The organism is Sphingobium sp. B7D2B (assembly GCF_025961895.1).
Taxonomy (GTDB): Bacteria; Pseudomonadota; Alphaproteobacteria; order Sphingomonadales; family Sphingomonadaceae; genus Sphingobium.
Window position 1 is genome coordinate 1557594 of the sequence record NZ_JAOQOM010000001.1, and the last position, 18155, is coordinate 1575748.

Annotated in this window: 20 protein-coding genes and 1 tRNA gene; 12 read left to right on the top strand and 9 right to left on the bottom strand. The window is 63.5% G+C overall.

The window, feature by feature from the left end:
- Positions 1-276 precede the first annotated feature (276 nt).
- The gene (locus M2341_RS07030) at positions 277-474 is read right to left on the bottom strand and encodes a hypothetical protein (RefSeq protein ID WP_264584747.1); all 198 of its coding nucleotides are present in this window, start codon (positions 472-474) and stop codon (positions 277-279) included.
- Positions 475-817: 343 nt separating this feature from the next.
- Between M2341_RS07030 and M2341_RS07035 the strand changes: the two genes are divergently transcribed.
- The 5 genes from M2341_RS07035 to M2341_RS07055 all read left to right on the top strand — a co-directional run bounded on the left by M2341_RS07035 (position 818) and on the right by M2341_RS07055 (position 4327).
- Complete coding sequence (locus M2341_RS07035) at positions 818-2296, top strand: aldehyde dehydrogenase (RefSeq protein ID WP_264584748.1); 1479 nt, start codon at positions 818-820, stop codon at positions 2294-2296.
- 11 nt (positions 2297-2307) lie between these two features.
- Positions 2308-3189: a hypothetical protein gene (locus M2341_RS07040; protein WP_264584749.1), complete on the top strand. Its 882-nt coding sequence runs from the start codon at positions 2308-2310 to the stop codon at positions 3187-3189.
- A 47-nt stretch (positions 3190-3236) separates the two neighbouring features.
- Positions 3237-3734: a DUF3237 domain-containing protein gene (locus tag M2341_RS07045; RefSeq protein ID WP_181559250.1), complete on the top strand. Its 498-nt coding sequence runs from the start codon at positions 3237-3239 to the stop codon at positions 3732-3734.
- A gap of 156 nt (positions 3735-3890) precedes the next feature.
- The gene (locus tag M2341_RS07050) at positions 3891-4097 is read left to right on the top strand and encodes a hypothetical protein (protein WP_264572475.1); all 207 of its coding nucleotides are present in this window, start codon (positions 3891-3893) and stop codon (positions 4095-4097) included.
- Positions 4094-4327, top strand: a complete 234-nt coding sequence (locus M2341_RS07055) for a hypothetical protein (protein ID WP_181559252.1) — start codon at positions 4094-4096, stop codon at positions 4325-4327. The genes M2341_RS07050 and M2341_RS07055 overlap by 4 nt, the downstream gene beginning before the upstream one ends.
- An 18-nt stretch (positions 4328-4345) precedes the next feature.
- On the opposite strand, the gene M2341_RS07060 is transcribed toward M2341_RS07055, so the two are convergent.
- From M2341_RS07060 to M2341_RS07070, 3 genes are read right to left on the bottom strand one after another with little or no spacing between them, the layout of a single operon-like run.
- Positions 4346-4750 (bottom strand): nuclear transport factor 2 family protein, encoded by a 405-nt coding sequence (locus M2341_RS07060; protein ID WP_264584750.1) that lies wholly within the window; start codon positions 4748-4750, stop codon positions 4346-4348.
- On the bottom strand, positions 4747-5697 hold the full coding sequence (locus M2341_RS07065; RefSeq protein ID WP_264584751.1) for an SDR family oxidoreductase: 951 nt from the start codon (positions 5695-5697) through the stop codon (positions 4747-4749). The genes M2341_RS07060 and M2341_RS07065 overlap by 4 nt, the downstream gene beginning before the upstream one ends.
- 52 nt (positions 5698-5749) lie before the next feature.
- Complete coding sequence (locus M2341_RS07070) at positions 5750-7444, bottom strand: alkaline phosphatase family protein (RefSeq protein WP_264584752.1); 1695 nt, start codon at positions 7442-7444, stop codon at positions 5750-5752.
- A 57-nt stretch (positions 7445-7501) separates the two neighbouring features.
- On the opposite strand from M2341_RS07070, the gene M2341_RS07075 reads away from it, so the two are divergent.
- The 6 genes from M2341_RS07075 to M2341_RS07100 all read left to right on the top strand — a co-directional run bounded on the left by M2341_RS07075 (position 7502) and on the right by M2341_RS07100 (position 12894).
- The gene (locus tag M2341_RS07075) at positions 7502-9649 is read left to right on the top strand and encodes a protein-disulfide reductase DsbD family protein (protein ID WP_264584753.1); all 2148 of its coding nucleotides are present in this window, start codon (positions 7502-7504) and stop codon (positions 9647-9649) included.
- 2 nt (positions 9650-9651) lie between these two features.
- Positions 9652-10395 (top strand): TlyA family RNA methyltransferase, encoded by a 744-nt coding sequence (locus M2341_RS07080; RefSeq protein WP_264584754.1) that lies wholly within the window; start codon positions 9652-9654, stop codon positions 10393-10395.
- A 114-nt stretch (positions 10396-10509) separates the two neighbouring features.
- Complete coding sequence (locus M2341_RS07085; protein ID WP_181559258.1) at positions 10510-11058, top strand: TspO/MBR family protein; 549 nt, start codon at positions 10510-10512, stop codon at positions 11056-11058.
- Between the two features lie 38 nt (positions 11059-11096).
- Positions 11097-11375 (top strand): accessory factor UbiK family protein, encoded by a 279-nt coding sequence (locus M2341_RS07090; RefSeq protein ID WP_264576099.1) that lies wholly within the window; start codon positions 11097-11099, stop codon positions 11373-11375.
- Positions 11376-11561: 186 nt separating this feature from the next.
- A complete protein-coding gene (locus M2341_RS07095; RefSeq protein ID WP_181559260.1) occupies positions 11562-12068 on the top strand; it encodes a YbjN domain-containing protein in 507 nt (168 codons plus the stop codon).
- 10 nt (positions 12069-12078) lie between these two features.
- Entirely contained in the window at positions 12079-12894 is an 816-nt protein-coding gene (locus tag M2341_RS07100; RefSeq protein WP_264584755.1) for a pyrroline-5-carboxylate reductase family protein, read from the top strand.
- Positions 12895-12898: 4 nt separating this feature from the next.
- Here M2341_RS07100 and M2341_RS07105 read toward each other — a convergent pair whose 3' ends face one another.
- Positions 12899-13399, bottom strand: coding sequence for a MarR family winged helix-turn-helix transcriptional regulator (locus tag M2341_RS07105; protein WP_264584756.1), 501 nt, complete (start codon positions 13397-13399; stop codon positions 12899-12901).
- A 179-nt stretch (positions 13400-13578) separates the two neighbouring features.
- Between M2341_RS07105 and M2341_RS07110 the strand changes: the two genes are divergently transcribed.
- Positions 13579-13653, top strand: a tRNA-Gln gene (locus tag M2341_RS07110).
- 629 nt (positions 13654-14282) lie between these two features.
- On the opposite strand, the gene M2341_RS07115 is transcribed toward M2341_RS07110, so the two are convergent.
- The 4 genes from M2341_RS07115 to M2341_RS07125 form a co-directional block, all read right to left on the bottom strand.
- Complete coding sequence (locus M2341_RS07115; RefSeq protein ID WP_264584757.1) at positions 14283-15548, bottom strand: AAA family ATPase; 1266 nt, start codon at positions 15546-15548, stop codon at positions 14283-14285.
- Positions 15545-16645 (bottom strand): DUF262 domain-containing protein, encoded by a 1101-nt coding sequence (locus M2341_RS07120; RefSeq protein WP_264584758.1) that lies wholly within the window; start codon positions 16643-16645, stop codon positions 15545-15547. Before M2341_RS07120 ends, M2341_RS07115 begins: the two co-directional genes overlap by 4 nt.
- Before the next feature lie 257 nt (positions 16646-16902).
- A complete protein-coding gene (locus tag M2341_RS16485) occupies positions 16903-17016 on the bottom strand; it encodes a YgjP-like metallopeptidase domain-containing protein (protein ID WP_413715313.1) in 114 nt (37 codons plus the stop codon).
- Between the two features lie 245 nt (positions 17017-17261).
- A complete protein-coding gene (locus M2341_RS07125) occupies positions 17262-18155 on the bottom strand; it encodes an ROK family protein (protein WP_264584759.1) in 894 nt (297 codons plus the stop codon).

Consider the following 18155-nt stretch of genomic DNA (forward strand, 5'->3'; position numbering starts at 1 on the left):
GACCGCGCTTACCTGTGTTGATCTCAGACACTCGTCCCTGATTGACGCCGAACGCGGCGGCAATCTCATGCTGGAAATCACCACGTCGAAGGCGCCGCCAGATAATGATAATGTCTTCGTCTGAGAGTAGACGCCGCTGTCGGCGGCCTTGGTGTCGTGCTTTCATCGTTTCATCGCCTTTCTATCAAGACGACCGTTGACGATAAGGCCCGAGCAAGTGCACAAAGGCACCGCTCGGGGTAATACCGGCTCCGCTTCGGTCAAAAGGTTGCAGAGCTAATTCCGGCATGAAAGCTCGGCGTTGGCCCGCCGGGCTTTCGTTTTTTTGCCGAAACTGTTGTTAGTCATGAATGCCCTCGCATTCGGCGTAAAGCCCTTGACCACAAAAAAACTGCGGATTTCATCGATAAAAAGACTCGGTTGGCCGCCGATCTGCATCGCTGCGGCGCGGCGACCTGCGCCGGCTCCTTGCATGGCGCGAAGTCAATATTGAAAATGAATGGCTGCAAATATTCCTGTGGAAGAGTGCCGATCTGCGCGTTTTATTCGCACATGTCCAAATTGAGTTCCTTGACCAACGCATTGCTTCCCGAGTCGCGGCGCATTCTGACGAATTTTGCTAAGTCTTAGACCGACCGCGATTATTTCAGACAAAGTCAACATAACTGCCGGTTAAATACCGCTTTCCCCTTGCGCACCCGCCCGCAATCCTTAGCATCCGCGCCATCGAATCCGGCGGCGTGCAGGTCGCCAGAATCCGGGCAGTCCGCTCCCCAGAAGGCGGCGGCGCCGGGCTATGAATTGAAGGAGAGAGAGCGTGGCAGGACATAATCCCGAAGGCGTGTTCGTGAAGGAGCCGGGCAAGGTCTGGGTCAACGGGCAATGGCGCGCGCCCAATAGCGGGCGGTTCATCGAGCTGGTTTCGCCCAATACCGAGCAGGTTGTCGGTGCCGTGGCGGAAGCCGATGAGGCGGACATGGACGCTGCCGTTGCCGCCGCCCGCGCTGCCTTCGACCACGGTCCGTGGCCGCGCATGAGCGTTGCTGAGCGCAACGAGATCATGAAGAAGATCACTGCGCATCTGCAGAGCCGCGCGAGCGAGTTGGCCAAGGCCTGGACCGCGCAGATGGGTGGCCTCGCGAGCTTCGCGCCCGGCATGGTCGCCGGCGCAACCATGCAGTTCGATCAGACCCGCGAGGTGGGTGCCAATTTCCAATATGTCCAGCAGCGCGAGACGCAGGCCGCAGCCGCCGCCTATCTCGTCTATGAGCCGGTCGGCGTGGTCGCTTCCATCGCGCCGTGGAACGGGCCTTATGGCATCATGGCCTCCAAGGTCGCCAATGCGCTCATCACGGGCTGCACGGTCATCATGAAGCCCTCGCCGGAGACGCCGCTGGAGGCCTATATCATCGCTGAGGCGTGCGAGGCGGCGGGCGTGCCGGCGGGCGTCGTCAATCTCGTCTGCGGGCATCGCGAGGCGAGCGATTACCTCGTCTGCAATCCCGGCGTGGACAAGGTGAGCTTCACCGGCTCCACCGTGGCCGGCAAGCGCATTGCCAGCGTGTGCGGCGAGCGGATCGCGCGCTGCACGCTGGAGCTGGGCGGCAAGTCCGCTGCCATCGTGCGAGACGATTTTTCCGCCGAGGAGACCGCCAAGCTGATGACGCAAACGATCAGCCTGCTCTCCGGGCAGGTCTGCGCGATGCTCAGCCGGCTGATCGTCCCACGCGGCCGGCAGGACGAGATTGCCGATGCCATTGCGGCGGAAATGCAGAAGGTGAAGATTGGCTATTCGGACGATCCGACGACGCAGCTCGGCCCGCTCGCGATGAAGCGCCAGCTCGAGCGCGTGGAAAGCTATATCGAGGAAGGCAAGAAGACGGCCGATCTGGTGACCGGTGGCAACCGCCCCAAGCATCTCAACCAAGGCTATTTCATCGAGCCAACGCTGTTCAAGAATGTCGATAACAAGTCGAAGATCGCCCAGGAGGAAATCTTCGGCCCGGTCCTCAGCATCATCCCGGTGGATAATGAGGAGGAGGCCATCGCCGTCGCCAATGACAGCAATTACGGCCTCTCGGGCTCAGTGCTGACCAAGGATGCGCAGGCTGCTTTCGACGTCGCCCGGCGCATCCGCACCGGCGGCATCGGCCAGAACGGGCTGAAGGTCGATTGGGGCCTGCCCTTCGGCGGTTACAAGCAGTCCGGCATCGGCCGCGAAGGCGGCGTGGACGGGCTGATGGCCTATCTGGAGATCAAGGCCATGTACATGGACGCGCCGGTCAACGCGGCGTGAGCCAAAAGGGGATGAGCCGCGCGGCGCTGTATGTCTCGCTGGAGGCCTATCTCGCGGCGCTGGGGCGCAAAGACCCCGGCGCCGTGAACTGGGCGCCCGAGCCGTTCATCACCGAGAATAATGTCCGCCTGAAGCCGGACGATGGCCTGTGGGGCACCATCGAGCGGCTGGGCGACTATCGCCTCATGTTCGCCGACGAACAGACGCGACAGGTCGGCTTTTTCGGCACGGCGGTCGAGCCGCTGGACGAGAGCGCATACACCGTGCGCCTGGGGCTGGACGAGGCGGGCCGGGTAGCGGAGGTCGAGACCATCGTGGTGCGGCAGGTGGACAGCTCGCCGGTGTTCGAGAACCAGCGATTTGACGACAAGCCGATCCTCAACGCCACCGTTGAGGCGCCCGTCTCCCGCGCAGAAATGATCGCCTTGTCAGACGGTTATTTCGAGACCTTACAACTGAATGACGGCACGATCCGCACGAAATTCCATCCCGATTGCAACCGCGTCGAAAATGGCGTGCAGACCACCAACAACCCCGAGTTCGCCAAGCTGGTGCCGGTCGCCGGCCTGCCTTGCGAGGCGCAGTTCCGCACCGGCAATTACCGCTATGACGATCGCCTGCGCGGCCGCCGCTTTCCGCTGGTGGACGAGGAGCGGGGGCTGGTGCTGGCCTATGGTTTCATCGATCATTGCGGGCGGCTGGATCATTACACGCTGACCGACGGCACGCAGGTCCGCTCGCACATCCGCCGGCCGCATAGTTATTATCTCGCTGAGCTGTTCAAGATCGATCACGGCATGATCTGCCAGATCGAGGCCAATTTCATCACCGTGCCCTATCATATGCCCAGCCCGTGGGATGCCCGCCCGGAGGCGGGCGCCCGCGCCGCCTGATTACCCGCCGCCTGATCGCGCGCCATTTGATCGTCCAAGGAGCCGCCATGTCCTTCTCGACCCTCGACCAGCCCGTGCTTGAGTTCGCCTTCGAGTGCCGCCTCATGTTCACGCGGGTCTTCGGCGTGCCCAATGTCCACAATGGCGGCTTCCGTTCGGCGGTGCTCGTGGATGAAGGGCATTTCGAGGGGCCGCGGCTGCGGGGGCGGGCCGTGCCCAATTCCGGCGGCGATTACGCCCATTTCCGCGATGACGATACCGCCGTGTTCGATGCCCGCTATCTGCTGGAAACCGACGATGGCGAGATCATCTACATGCAGAACAAGGGCTATCTGTGGGGTCGCAAGCCGGACTCCATGGCCAGGCTGCGGGCCTGGGCCTTCGAGGGCGGCGAGCCGGTCGCGCATGAGGATTATTATCTGCGCGCGCAGCCGACCTTCGAGACGAGCAAGGGCAAATATGACTGGATGACCCGCCATGTCTTCGTAGGCGTGGGCGAGCGCAAGCCGGACGGCAATCTGGTGCGCTATTATGCGCTGACCTGATCCACGCGCGGTGCGCTGGGCCGTTGCCGGGGCGATTGCGTGCGACAGATGACACATTAGCTGCTAGGGCGGCGCCATTAGCGCGAACCCTGCTCGCAAGCTGTCGCGATAACTGAGAGACCGTCGTGCTCCCGCTTGCCGTGTCGGGAGACGCTCATGGAAGATTTCAATCGCCTTTTGCACGATCAGCAGCGCGCGCTGATCGACGCCCAGTTCGCTGGCTGCAGCCAGCGCCATCATGCCGCACGGGAAGCCGCATGCTCTGTGTCCGCCCGCATCAAGGCGCATCCCTATCCCTACCGTCTGCGCTCGGCCACGGCCATGCGCGCGGTGTTCGCGCAGCAGGGGAGCCTCGCCGCATGAGCCGCGTCGTCATCCTCGCCGCCCCGGAGGCGGATGTGCTGGCTTATTGTGCCAAGGCTGGCATCGGTCTTTCTGTGGTCGAGCCACTGCCGAGCGGCCAGACCCGCGCGGTTCTCAACAATGTCATCGATGCCGACAAGGTGCGCAAGGGCATGAAGGCGATGGTCGTCAGCGGCCCGGTCGCGCGCTCGCCGCTCTATGTGAGCCGCACGCAGTCGCCCTATCGCTAAAGCGGCTCGCCGCGCCGGTCAGTCGGGCGGCGGCGCCAGGGCGCAGGCCACGTCGGCAATCAGCCCATCGCGCAGGGTGTAGAAGATGAACTGCCGCATCTCCTGCACCTCGCCGGCCTTGATCGGGAACAACCCGCCCGCGCCATTGGCATCGAGCATTGCCCGGTCGAGGTCGCGATAGGCCTCGATGCGCACGATGGCGTCGACGGCCGTCAGGGTGTCGCTCGACGCGAAATTGAGCACCCGCACGCTCTCATGAACATGGGCGTGGAGAAAGCTGTAGAAGCGCTTCATGTCCTCGCGGGATCGCAGCGCGACGCCGAAGAAGCGCATGTCCATCGGCTCTGCGTAAAAGTCGCAGACCGCGTCATAATCCTTGGCATTGAACGCCGCGAGATAGCGCTCGTAATCGGCGCGGTTCATGCCGGTTGCGCCGCCGCCGCGCCACGGGCGGCCTCGACCAGCATCGCGCGATTTTCCTCGATCATCTGGCGGACGGAGCGGGCGGGGCGGCCGGTCAACGTCTGCACGTCATCGGTGCGCAATTCCAGATAGCGTTCGCGGATCGCGCGGCCGAAGGTCACCATATCGTCGCTGTTCCAGGGAATGCCGCTCACATATTGGTCGTCCACCGGGCGCCGCGGAATGCCCATGCTGTCGAAGATGGCATATTGCTGCGCGTCGTCGACGGGAATGTGCTCTACCGGACAGCCGGTGATCTGCGTGATGAGCGCGGCGACCTCGCCAAAGGTCTGCAGTTCCGGCCCGGTGATGTTGTAGACCTTGTTCTCATGGCCGGGCGTCGTCATCGCGGCGACCGCGCAGTCCACGCAATCGTCGCGCCACACCATCGCCTCGCGCCCATCGCCGGCATTGCTGAACCACTTGCCGGTGGCGAGCACATTCGGCCCGGCCATCAGGATCATGGCGTCGGCATAATGCGCGTCGCGCAGCGCCGTCCACGCCATGCCGGAGGCGCGCATCGCCTGTTCCGTCTCGATATGGTCGTGGCGCACTTCCGCCGGGTTGTTCGGGTCATCGATGCCGATGAAGCTGGTGTAGAGAATATGGCGGACGCCGGCGGCCGCTGCCGCATCGATCGCCGCCTTGTGCTGGACGACGCGGGCCCCGACCCGCGTGCCGGAGATGAGCAGCATTTTTTCCGCGCCCTGCACGGCGGCGGCCAGCGTTGCGGGCTTGTCATAATCGCCATAGCGCACCTCGCAGCCCTGCGCGGTACGGTCCGCCAGTCTGTCCGGCGAGCGGCTGATGAGGATGAGCCGGTCTGCCAGCCCTTTCTCGATCAGCCGATCCGTGGCGGCCCGGCCATATTGGCCCGAGGCACCGGTAATGACGATCTTGCCTGACATGCGTAGCCTCTCCTTATCCGGTCATGCTTGTTGCGACCGATTCAGAGCCAGTCTAGCGATCCTGCGGAGCAGGGCAACGGGTGGCCGGGCCGGGATCGAGATCGAGGCAGCGGCCATCGATCCGGTCTGCGGGCACGGTGACGCCGATCTGCGCCGCGAGGGTGGGGAGGATGTCTACCGTCTCGACTGCCTGGGGCTGTTCCATGTGCATCAGGCCCTTGCGCCAGAACAGCATCGGCACCCGGCGATCATAGCCCCACGGGCTGCCATGCGTCGAAACATAGCCCGGCGCCGGTGTGGCGATGGGCATGATGCGCGGCTTGAGCAGAAGGACGAGATCGCCCGACCGCTCCGGATCGTAGCTGGCCTTGGCGATCGTCGCGAGTGACCAGCTTTCCGGCGATCCGGCGGGGGCCGGCGCGGCCTCGATATCCTTGCGGATGAAGACGGCCTCGACTTGCCGGTGAGCGGCGTAGAACGCCTTGGCCTCGGCAATGACGCGGGTACGCTGGGCGGCGGTCAGAGCGGCATTCACATAGATGTCGCCAAAGGGATTGGTGCCGAGCAGCAAGGGACCCTGCGGCACGGTGATGCCGGTGCGCGCGCTGATCGCCGCACTCACCGCGCTCGGGTACAAGGCGGGGTCCGCGCGCTCGGCGTCGGTAACGGCCTGTTCGCGCAGCCGCTCGGGAATGTCCGGCCCGCCATGGTCGGCAGTGAGCATCACCATATAATCGAGGCCGGTCGCATCCAGCCGATCCAGGAAGCTGGCGAGGGCATCGTCCAGCGCGAACATCTGGATGCACATTTCCGCGCCGCGATTGCCATAGCTATGGCCGATATAGTCGGTGGCCGAGAGGCCGACGATCAGCAGGTCGGTGGTGTCGCCGCGCCCGAGCTGCTGCGCCTCCAGCTGCTTGACGGCGAGCGCCAGAACGGCGGCATCGGCTTCCGGCGAGGTGCGGAAGGCGCGGACGTCGCCACCGGCGCGAGCGAAATGCCCGTCACCGACGCTGAGCGTGTCGGTCAGGCGGACGGCGCGGTCATTGGCCTTGCAGAAGGCGGGCACGTCCATCGCCGGGCGGGGCTGGTCGAAGGTCTTGCGCACGCCGGCGTTCACCTGCTCGATCAAAGGGGTGAGCGGCGTCCCCCGATAGCTGGTGAAGCCATTGCCGCCCCACCACCAGATCTGATCGACCACCGGCCCGCCCATCATGATCGCCGAGCGATCCTTGCCGGAGACGGACACCACCTTGGCCGCCGGATTCTGCGCCTTCATATAGCCCCCGAGTGTCGGCACGCGGAGCATCTTCACGGACGGGGCATAATCCCGCGAGCTCGTGCCGGGCACGTCTGGGTCTTCGGCGCAGTAGACCGTCTTGTCGGCACGGGCGATCTTCTGGTCGATCCAGTCATTGCCGATGATGCCGGTGCGGGCGGGGCGGCTACCGGTCAGGATGGTCGAGTGGCCCGGGCAGGTCTCCGTGGCGGCGTGGCCCTGATAGCCATTGGGAAAGACGACGCCCTGCTGCAGGCGGGCCAAGCCGCCGGTGAAGGCGCTGCGATAGGCGCCGAACAGGTCGGTCGAGAACTGATCGACGGAGATGACGACGAGCAGCTTGGGTGGGCTCTGCGGCGCCTCGGATGCGGGAGCAGCGGGCGCGGCTGGAGTCTGCGCGGGCTGGGCCAGCGCCGGGCCACTCAGGGCCAGCGTTGCGGCAAGGCACAGGCAAGCAGGGAAACGCATAGATTCTCCTTGGGGTCGGGGCGGCGCGCGCTTACAGAACGGCCAATGATCCGTTTCATGGCTTTTCCTGTGCGCCGGCTCAATGGCGTTTTGATGACGCTATGGGTTCTTCTGGCAGCATTGCTGGTCAGCTCAGCCGCTTTTGCGCAATCTGCGGCCCCAGCCGATGGCGGTGCGTTCGGGCAGCGCGGGGCACCGAATATCACCGCGAGCCTTATCGCCGAGACGGATCGCCCGGCGGCCGGGAGCACCGTCACGCTCGCTATCGTGATGAAACCCAAAGCCGGCTGGCATGGCTATTGGGGCAATCCGGGCGATGCCGGGCAGGGGATGCAGGTCGCGTGGGATTTGCCGGCGGGCAGCGGCCTGAAGATCGGCGATTTCCGCTATCCGGTGCCGGATCGGCTGCTGATCGCCGGGCTGATGAACCATGTCTATGAGCATGACTATGCCGTGCTGGTCGATCTTTCGGTGCCCGCGGGCCTGTGGGCTGGCACCGTCTTGCCGGTGCGCGGCACGGCGCGCTGGCTCGCCTGCACGGACGCGATTTGCGTGCCGGAGCAGGGCGAGATCGCGACCACGCTGACCATTGGCGATGGTGCTACGACGGCGGCGTCCCGCAAGATCTTCGACGGATTTCGCGCGGCTCTCCCCCGTCCGCTCGATCAGCCTGCGCGATATGCTGTGGCCGGCGGGACGCTGAGCATCGCGGTGCCCTATCCGCAGGCGGCGCCAATGGGCGCGCCATGGTTCTTTGCGACGACACAGGACGTCGTGCGCTATGCGCAACCGCAGACCGTGCGTCGCGCGGGTGACTGGCTTGTGGTCGAGGTCGCGCTGGCCGAGGGCGCATCCGTCCCCGGCGCGGTGGAAGGGGTGCTCGCGGTTTCACCCGGCGTCGCGCTCGCGATCAGGGCCACACCCGGTGCTGTGCCCGAGGGTGGCGAGCGACTGACGGTGGCCCCGGACGGCGCCACGACGGCTGAGCCGGCCGAGAAGACCGGGCTTGGGGCGGTCCTGCTGATCCTCGGTGGCGCCTTTCTGGGCGGACTGATCCTCAATGTGATGCCGTGCGTTTTCCCGATTCTCAGCCTCAAGGCGATCAGCCTTGCCAAGGCGGGCGGGGATGAGCGGCAGGCCAGGCGCGACGCGCTGGCTTACACCGCCGGCATTCTCGTCACCTGCCTCGCGCTCGGGGCGCTGATGCTGGCGATCCGGGCCGGCGGCACGCAGGTCGGCTGGGCCTTCCAGTTGCAGGACCCGCGCGTGATCGCGGTGCTGCTGATGCTGATGGTGGCGATCACGCTCAATCTTCTCGGCGGGTTCGAGATCGCCTCGCTTTCGGTCGGGCAGGGGCGGGCCGGGCAAGGCGGGCAGGCGGGCGCGTTCTGGACTGGCGCGCTGGCCGCCTTCGTGGCGACGCCCTGCACCGGGCCGTTCATGGGCGCGGCCATGGGCGCCGCGCTGGTGCTGCCCTGGCCGCTGGCTCTGGCGGTGTTCGCAGGCCTCGGCCTCGGGCTGGCCTCGCCGTTCATCGCCATTGCCTGGGTTCCGGCACTGCGCCGGCTGATGCCCCGTCCCGGCGCCTGGATGACCCGCTTTAGGCGCATCATGGCAGTGCCGATGGGGCTGACGGCGCTCGCACTGCTCTGGCTGCTCTCCCGGCAGCTTGGTGCCGGTGGCGTGGTGCTGGGCGTGCTGCTGGCGGGCGGCGTGATCCTGGCCCTCCTGCTGCTGGGGCGTCGCCAGCGCGCCGGCGCTGGCGTCAACTGGGCCTTGGGCGGACTCGTAGCCCTGCTGCTGAGCGGCGCTGCAATCGCGGCGCCTGCGCTGGTCCGTGGGGATCGCCCGGTTGCGGGCGAGGGGCTGATGGGCGAGCCGTTCAGCGAGGCCCGGCTGGCCGCGCTGCGGGCGCAGAACAAGCCGGTTTTCCTCTATTTCACAGCCGACTGGTGCCTGACCTGCAAGGTCAATGAGGCCAATGCGATCGATACGCAGGCGGTGCGCGATGCCTTCGAGGCGGACGGAGTCACAGCGATGGTCGGCGACTGGACCAATGCCGACCCGGCGATCAGTCGCTTCCTCGAAGCGCATGGCCGCTCCGGCGTGCCGCTCTATCTCTTCTACGCACCCGGCGCCGCGACGCCACAGGTTCTCCCGCAAGTGCTGACATCCGGCACGCTCACCGCTTTGGCGAAACGCTGAGGATGGCCAAGAAGCGCCTCGATCAATTGCTCGTCGAGCGCGGCCTTGCCGAGAGCCGCACCCGCGCGCAGGCCCTCATCATGAGCGGCAATGTGCTGGTCGGCGACAAGCCGGTCGACAAGGCGGGGCAGGCGGTGCCGGAGGAGGCGGAGATCGTCCTCAAGGGGCGCGATCATCCCTGGGTCTCGCGTGGCGGACTCAAGTTGGCGCACGCGCTGGAGGCGTTCGACATCGATGTGACCGGACTGGTGGCAATGGACGTCGGCAGTTCCACGGGCGGCTTTACGGACGTGCTGCTGACCAACGGCGCGGCGCGGGTCTATGCCATCGATAGCGGCACCAACCAGCTTGCGTGGAAGCTGCGGCAAGACCCCCGCGTCATCGTTCACGAGCAGACCAGCGCGCGTATTCTGACTGCCACGCATGTGCCTGAGCCGGTCGACATCATCGTCTGCGATGCCAGCTTCATCAGCCTCGCCAAGGTGCTGGAGCGCCCGCTGACCTTCGCGGCGCCCGCCGCCCGGCTCGTTGCGCTCATCAAGCCGCAGTTCGAGGCCGGGCGCGAAGAGGTCGGCAAGGGCGGCGTGGTGCGGGATCCGGCGGTCCACGCCCGCGTCTGCGCGGAGGTGGAGGCCTGGCTGGCGGCACAGCCGGGCTGGCAGGTCACCGGCCTCACCACCAGCCCGATCACCGGGCCGGAGGGCAATGTGGAGTTCTTGATTGCCGGCGCACGCGTGCCAGGATGAAGCAGGCGCGATCCTCTCCCGTGCAATCGGCATGCGGGAAGGGCTGGCGCGGCGCAACGCCATCGTTAAAGTCATGTCAACGCTGTGGGGATTCGGCATGAAGTGGGAGCGCGCGTGAACCAGATTGCATCGCGAAGTCAGTTGCGGATGTCTTTCCTCCGCTGGGCGCTTGTCACCATCCCCGCCATCGAGTTTCTCGGCTTTGTGTCGGGCTATCTGTCCAACAGCGGTTATGACAATCGCTGGTTCGATGCGCTGAGCAAGCCGGCATTGGTGCCGCCCGGCTGGGTGTTCGGCACGGTGTGGCCGACCCTCTATCTGCTCATGGCCCTGGCGCTGGCGATGATCCTTCACGCGCGCGGCGCGAGGGGGCGGGGGCTCGCCATCACGCTCTTCATCGTCCAGCTCTGCATCAACCTCGTCTGGTCACCCTTGTTCTTCGGCGCACATCAGGCGACGTTGGCCTTCTATCTGATCCTCGTCATTCTCGCGCTGGCGACGATCACCACGATCCTCTTCGGGCGGATTCGGTCTGTCGCGGCGTGGCTGATGGTGCCCTATCTTTGCTGGTTGGGCTTTGCGAGCGGGCTTGCCTTCGATATCGACCGGATGAACCCGGATGCCGAAACCCTTGTTCCGGCCGCCGTGCGTACCCAAATCTAGGCGATGGCCGCCATCAGCGGCGGCGAAGGATCAGACCCATGCAAAGTGAAAACCGCTTTTTCGACGACCTGTCCAAGATCATTAACGGCGCGGCCGGGACCGTGGCCGGGGTGGGGCGCGAGTTTGAGAGCAACGCCCGGGAGCGCGCGCGCGAGTGGATCGGCGGGCTCGATTTCGTAAGCCGCGAAGAGTTCGAGGCGGTCAAGGCCATGGCGGCGCAGGCGCGTGAGCAGGTCGAAGCGCTCGAGGCGCGGCTGGCTGCGCTGGAGGGCGGTGCGCCGAAGACCGGCAAGCCGTCGGACAAGGCCGCAAGCTGAGTTTTCGACCGGTTATCCCGCATTTATCCACAACTTATTCACAGCACATAACGCATTCCGGACAGGTTGGGCGCGGCTTCGCCGCCGCCTGCCTTTCCGGTTGCGCTGTGTCGTGCTACGAAGGGCTGTCCAGCAGGGGCAGGACGGCGCTGGCCGTTACAGGAAGTGGACTGACGGTTTTTGAGTATGATCGACCGGGATGAATTTACAGGCGGCGAGCAGGAAGCCGAGCCGATCGACATGCTGGCGGCCTATTTCGAGGCGCATGACTGGCCCTTCGAGCATGTCGGCGAGGACGAGCTGGTCGCGCGGCATCGCGGCAGCTGGACCGAATACGAGGTTCGGGCGATCTGGCGTGACGATGACATGGTGCTGCAGCTTCTCGTGCTGCCGGACATTCGCGTCGCCGATGACAAGCGCCTTGCGATCTGCGAAACCATCGCGCTCATCAACGAGCAGCTCTGGCTCGGCCATTTCGAGCTGTGGTCGGCGAGTAGCACGCTGCTGTTCCGTCATGGCGCCTTGCTCGGCCCCAGCGGATCGCTGACGCTCGATCAGGCGCAGTTGCTGGTGGAAAGCGCAATCGACGAGTGCGAGCGCTTCTACCCCGTCTTCCAGTTCGTGCTGTGGGGCGGCAAGAATCCCGCTGAAGCCATGGCCGCCAGCCTGATCGAGACGCATGGCGAAGCCTGAGGCTGGCCCGATGTGGCCTTCGCACCTTCTTCTGCTGGGTTGCGGCAACATGGCCGGGGCCATGCTGCTGCGCTGGCTCGACGAGGGCCTGCCCGCGGAGCGCGTGACGGTCGTGCGCCCCAGCGGCAAGGCGGTTGCGCCGGGCGTGCGGGTTCTGACCGCGCTCGATGGGCCGGTGGAGGGTGACACGCTGGTGATGCTCGGCTGCAAGCCGCAGCAACTGGCAGACGTTGCCGGGACAACGGCACCGCTTCTTGGGCCTGAGACGAGACTGCTTTCGATCCTCGCGGGCGTACCGATCGCGCGCATTCGGGATGCTTTACCGGCCGTCCAGTCGATTGTCCGCTGCATGCCCAATCTGCCCGTTCGGGTCGGCAAGGGTGTCAGCATTCTCAAGGTGGAAGACGCGGCTGACGAACGCGCGCGCTATCTGATCGATGCCATGTGCAGTCGCCTTGGTCTGGTCGAATGGCTGGACAATGAGCAACTGTTCGATGCCGCGACGGCGCTCGCAGGCTGCGGCCCGGCCTTCGTCTATCGCTTCATCGATGCGTTGGCTGACGCCGGCGCCGAACTTGGCCTTGCGCCGGATGCGGCCGCGCGCATGGCGCTCAAGACCGTGGAAGGCGCCGCGTTGAGCGCAGCGGCGGCGGATCGCCCGCCTGCCGATCTGGCGGATGCAGTCGCCAGCAAGGGCGGCATGACCCGCGAAGGGCTGGACGTGCTGGATCGGTCCGACGGCCTCGCCCCGCTCGTCATGGAGACGCTGAAGGCTGCACGGGATCGAGGCGCGGTTCTTGCTGCCTTGTCCAGCAAGGCCAGCTGAACCGTCAGCGCGCGATCTGTAGGGCGGCGACCAGTCGCTGGGTTTCAGGATCGAGCAGACTTTCCAGCACCCGCCAGAAACCTGTGACGGAGGATTGGCCCGCTGCCGAATAGGCCGCTGCAAACCGCTCGCGCACGGCATCGAACAACGCCTGCTCGATGGCCTGCCCGGCAGGCGTCAGTTTCAGCAGCTTCTGCCGGCGGTCGCGGTCGCCTTTGTTGACGACGAGCAACTCGCGCTCGATCAGCTCATCGAGCACGCGCCCCAGCGACTGCTTGGTCACGCCCAGCAGCGCGATGAGCGCCGACACGCTGAGATTGGGCCGCCGCGCGATGAAGTAGAGCGCCCGTTGATGCGCGCGGCCGAGCCGATGCTCATCCAAAATCGGGTCCATGGCCTGCGCGAACGCCATATGACCAAATTGCAGCAGTTCGATCCCGCGACGAATCTCCTCCTCGCGCAGGAACAGGGGGGAAGCTGCGGGACTGGATGGGGCGTTGCTCATGCGCCGTTTCATAAGGCCTGTGGGCAGGCGATGGAACTTCGTTCCGCACCCCGCTCGCGGCTTTCGCAAGCAGGGCGCGCAAGGGAGGATGCTCACCGAAAGAGATCGCCAAACCACCGTTTCTCCGGCTTGGCATTTGCGCCCGGCCCTGTATATGGGCCGCTCGCAGCGCGAGATGCTGGGGCGTAGCCAAGCGGTAAGGCAGCGGTTTTTGGTACCGCCATGCGGAGGTTCGAATCCTCCCGCCCCAGCCAATATTCCTTCCTTAGACATCAGAACGGCAGAAATCTGCGTTTCCGCCCAAGCGAAAGCTTGGCTGGGTCGGCGCTGTATCAGGTCACTGTATTAAGTGCCTGTCGCGAGTATCGCATGTCCGGATTGCATAATCTGTTTCGCCGTGGTGCTACCTATTGGTGGCGTCGGACCCTCACCTTCTCGAATTTGCTCAACGAACCTATAACCTTGGGACTTAGCCTCCTCACGAAGGAGCTGAGGATCGCGCGCGGAGCAGACGCTGCGTCAGATCAAATGGGCGGCCTTCCTGTTTGAAAAGTCGCTGCCTGCCGGTACCCCGCTCTGGTGCGTAGATACCGAAGACATCAAGACGTTCGATAAATGGCTTGATAAGCTGCCAAATAACGTCGGCAAATCACCGGCCGACCGGCGAGACGATACGTCTCTGGAAGAGATCTGTGCGCGCGCAGAAGACCGCGTTGAGGCCGGAGAAATCGAGGCGGGCGAAATCGGCCTGATGGTACCGACCTCCAACAAGCATTACCGGAAGCTCGCGCAAATCCATGCCTATCTGCGCTCTAAGGTGCCGGGCCTCGCTGAGTTGCCTTGGCAGCGTTTCTTGCAGCCTGACAATCGGGATGATCGGGATCTACGGCAACGAATCTCGGTCGAGCAGGGTCGTGCGATTTTTACCTTGCCGCCATGGACGGGCTGTCAGTCGGAAAAGGAGCGTCTCGAAGCGGGCAGCGTCATCATTCACGATAGCCTTTTCTTCGTGTTGCTGTTGGTCTGGTACACCGGTGCGCGCCGAGAGGAGATCTGTAAGCTGCTGACGGCCGATGTCGACTGCCTTAACGACATCTGGTTCCTGCGCATTGACACTACCTCTAGGCTTTTGGCCATCCGCACCACGCGCGGCGAAGAAATGAATTGCCACGTCGACGGCCGGCAGGCGCTTCCGACGCACGGCTAACCGGACGCCAGACAACAGGTGGTCGCTATGACTTTCAATAATGACTTGGACACCAGCGGCGGCGAAGTGGGCCAATATGTGACCCATTGCCGACTGGGCGCTAGGATGCAAATGCGCTTCTGGGCTATCGACGATAAATATTTGCCCGGGCATCGCGCACATGAGCGCGACGAGGATCGGGAAAGCATAGCTTAGGCCGTAACCAACATTGGCCGGCCGCCGCCAGTCAGATCCTTTGCCGACGCGGAATTCAACTTTAGCGAGCGCCAACCCTTCAATTTCAGTGGCATTCACGCTGGCACCTGGAAACAGCTCTCCGAGCCATGCCTCCACTTGTGCTCTCACGGTTACGCGGCTGTCATGCGGGTGACGGCGAAGAAGGGGGACTTCTTCATCCGCCTGGCGCACAAACCAATAACCCGCGTATCGGCCGTCGACGCCCACGTCACCCATGACGAGTGAAGGGTTATCGGGATAAGGCTGCGCTTCATTGAACGGATCGCGAACAGCGCCGAGGAAAATAACGTCGCGGATTCCAGCGATGAGACTATTAGGCGCTACTGGAATCCAGTGCGGTTCGCGGCGCCCCTCCACAGGATATTGCGAGTACTTAAGCCGCAATTCCTGGCGCCCCAAGTCGCGGTCGTGCGCGAACGCCCAGGTCACGCTGTCGGTATTTTTGTCGGTGATGCGGATCATCAGGTCGCCGTTGACGTTCGCATTGACCACGTCGCCAGCACTACCCAGTCGCACCAGCGGGCCGCTCAAGGGCAAGACAGTATCGATGGGTAGTTGGCGCAGTGCCTGTGCGAGTAGCAACAGAGGTTGGATCGAGCTCGACTTGCCAGCAGCGTTGTAACCAGTCAGCAGCGTGAGCTGACCGAGCGCTAACTCAATCGCGTCGAAGCACTTGAAGCGCTCGATGTAAATTTTGCTGATCACACCATCATCCAGGGTTTGAGCGCCTCCATTAGCATCGTATAACGCGTACGAACTTGTACGGTGCTATTGGTGGAATAGGTTACCGCATAGCTAAATTCTTCATCTCCCAGGAGTTCGATCACTTCTTCTATGATACTATTCTTGTCTTTCTTCACGACATCATCGGGAATTCGAGAAAAGCAAACAGAGAAGGTGTCGAACATTGATATGTTGATGATCGATCGAGCGGCCTTGTCATCGCATTCGGCCAATGACTTCCTGAACGCATGTCGCCCAAACAATTTCTGATTGCGCCGCATGCTACCCTGAAAATCATTGGTGAGCGATTTGATACCGTTGGCGTCGAACGTATTTATCATCGATAGTGCCTTGGCCAAAAATTGGTCCATATCACCGTTGTAGTCTTCCCACCCCATAACCTCAAAAGCGGCAAAGCGATTAATCGCCTCACGGTCCCGCATGGTTAGTCGCGATAAGGATTCGCCTGTGGCGGACAAAAATGTGGGGTCTTGAGCCATCGTGGCAAGCCAACGCGTCGCTGGGCCGTTGTAAAGCGCGTTGCGCATTTGCTGACGGCTGAGCGCGATTCCGCTGTTCACTCTATCGAAAATGTCCAAGCGCGCCGCTTCGGGGGCATCCTTGTCCAAGATATATAGCGTCAGCTGCGTGTCTTCGATGCGCTCCTGCAGCTGCACGGACAAGTCCTTGTAACGCTTCCCTTCCAGCGGGTGCTCCTTGCCTAGTCCTGTTAGTTTCAGCTTGTTGGTCAAGAAAGCTTGGAATGTGCTGAGCCTCTGCAGTCCATCTACCACGGTGATCCGGCCATCTTCGCCCTCGGCGACATAGAGCACCGGCAGCGGTATACGCATGACACAGCTTTCGATAAGCTTCGACTGCTTATCGGGTTTCCAGACGAAATCACGCTGAAAATCAGGATTCATGGAGTAACGACCCGCAGTAATTCGGTTCACGACGTCGGCAACCGTCCTGGTGTCTTTACGGACCATGATGTCATCCAACGGATAGTTGGACATTTCTTCCGGCAATCGCTCCTTCTGCAGGCCTTCAATTTCTTCCTCGTCAAATGGTCCCGCCATTTTTTGCCCTCTAATTCCGATGCTTGAGCGTCTTGTGATGCATTGTCTTATCCCTCGCGAGTACGTCCGTCACCGGTCCAGATTTCGCGTGCACGACTGACTATGAGATCTTACTGCTGCCAGGGAGTTGGGTCTAACAGCAATAGTGTTTCAGGTCGCAGCGGCCACGCAAGCGACGGTCTGGGAAGCGCTTCCGTTGGTCAAGGTCGAAATGGAACGGATAAGGGCCAATCCGCCAAAACCAATCCTCTATTAGGTCAAACGTCCAGCGCCGCCCCGTTTGTCCTAAGCCATTCCTTCCGTTCCCTATAGCCTGGCACAATCTTATCGACTTCGTTCCAAAACGCATCGGAATGATCACGGTGTCGCAAAGCTTCGGCGATAGACGTTCACGTCATCCCATTGTAGCTTGCCTGTGTATCAACTTTCTGTAACAAGTTGCCGCCGACCGATCGGCGCCAATCGCAGATTTCTGCCATTTCTTATGCACGAAATTCTTGGCTGGGCCTCCTCCCGCCCCAGCCATATTTTTCAGATCAGTTCATATGTGAAGCGCCAATGCGGCAGGCGAGCGCCGCGCTGGCGTCATTGCGCGGCGCAAGCGCTCCGTCGGAGCTCAGCCCTGCAGTGCGGCCATGGCGAGCGCGATGGCGCCCATTGGGCCGGCTTCGTCGCCGAGGCCTGCGAGGCACAGACGTTGCTCGACCGTCTCATGCGTGAGGAAGGGCAGATAGCCGCCCAGATCCCGCAGCAACGTGGCGCGCACGGTGGGCAGGAGCGCAGCGCGGCTGGTGGCGACGGTTCCGCCGAGCAGGATGCGTTCTGCGGCCGTGGTAAGGAACAGCGTAGCGGCCAGTTGGGCGAGGTCGGACGCCACGAAATCCCAGCGCGGATCGTCATCGGCGACATGCTCTGGACTTGTGCCGAAGCGGGAGGCGAGGGCGGGGCCGCTCACCAGTCCTTCGATGCAGTCGCCATGGAACGGGCAGGCACCGGCAAAGCTGTCGCCCGCCGCGCGCCGCACATGGATGTGGCCGATTTCCGGGTGCATGGCGCCGTGCACCGGCTTGCCGTCAACGAGCAGACCGCCGCCGAGTCCGGTGCCGATGGTGATATACCAGAAGCAATCGAGATCGCGACCGGCACCCCAGCGATGCTCGGCCAGGGCCGCGCCGTTGACATCCGTGTCGATGGCCATCGGGCAATCAAGGCCGCGCGTCAGCCCGCCGGCAATGTCGGCGCCCGCCCAGCCGGGCTTGGGGGTGGGCAGCATATGGCCGAAATTATCGGATTTGCGGGACAGAGCGATGGGGCCGAAAGATGCGATGCCAATCGCGGCAATCGGCGCATCCGCGTGCCAAGCGCGCAATTGTTCGTTGGCGGCGGCCAGCGTCTCGTCAGGCTGCGTCGTCGGAATGCGAACCCGCTCGACGATGCGATCACCTTGAGCGAGCAGGACGAAGGTCTTCGTCCCACCCAGCTCGACCCCGGCAAGGCGCGCGCTCGACAT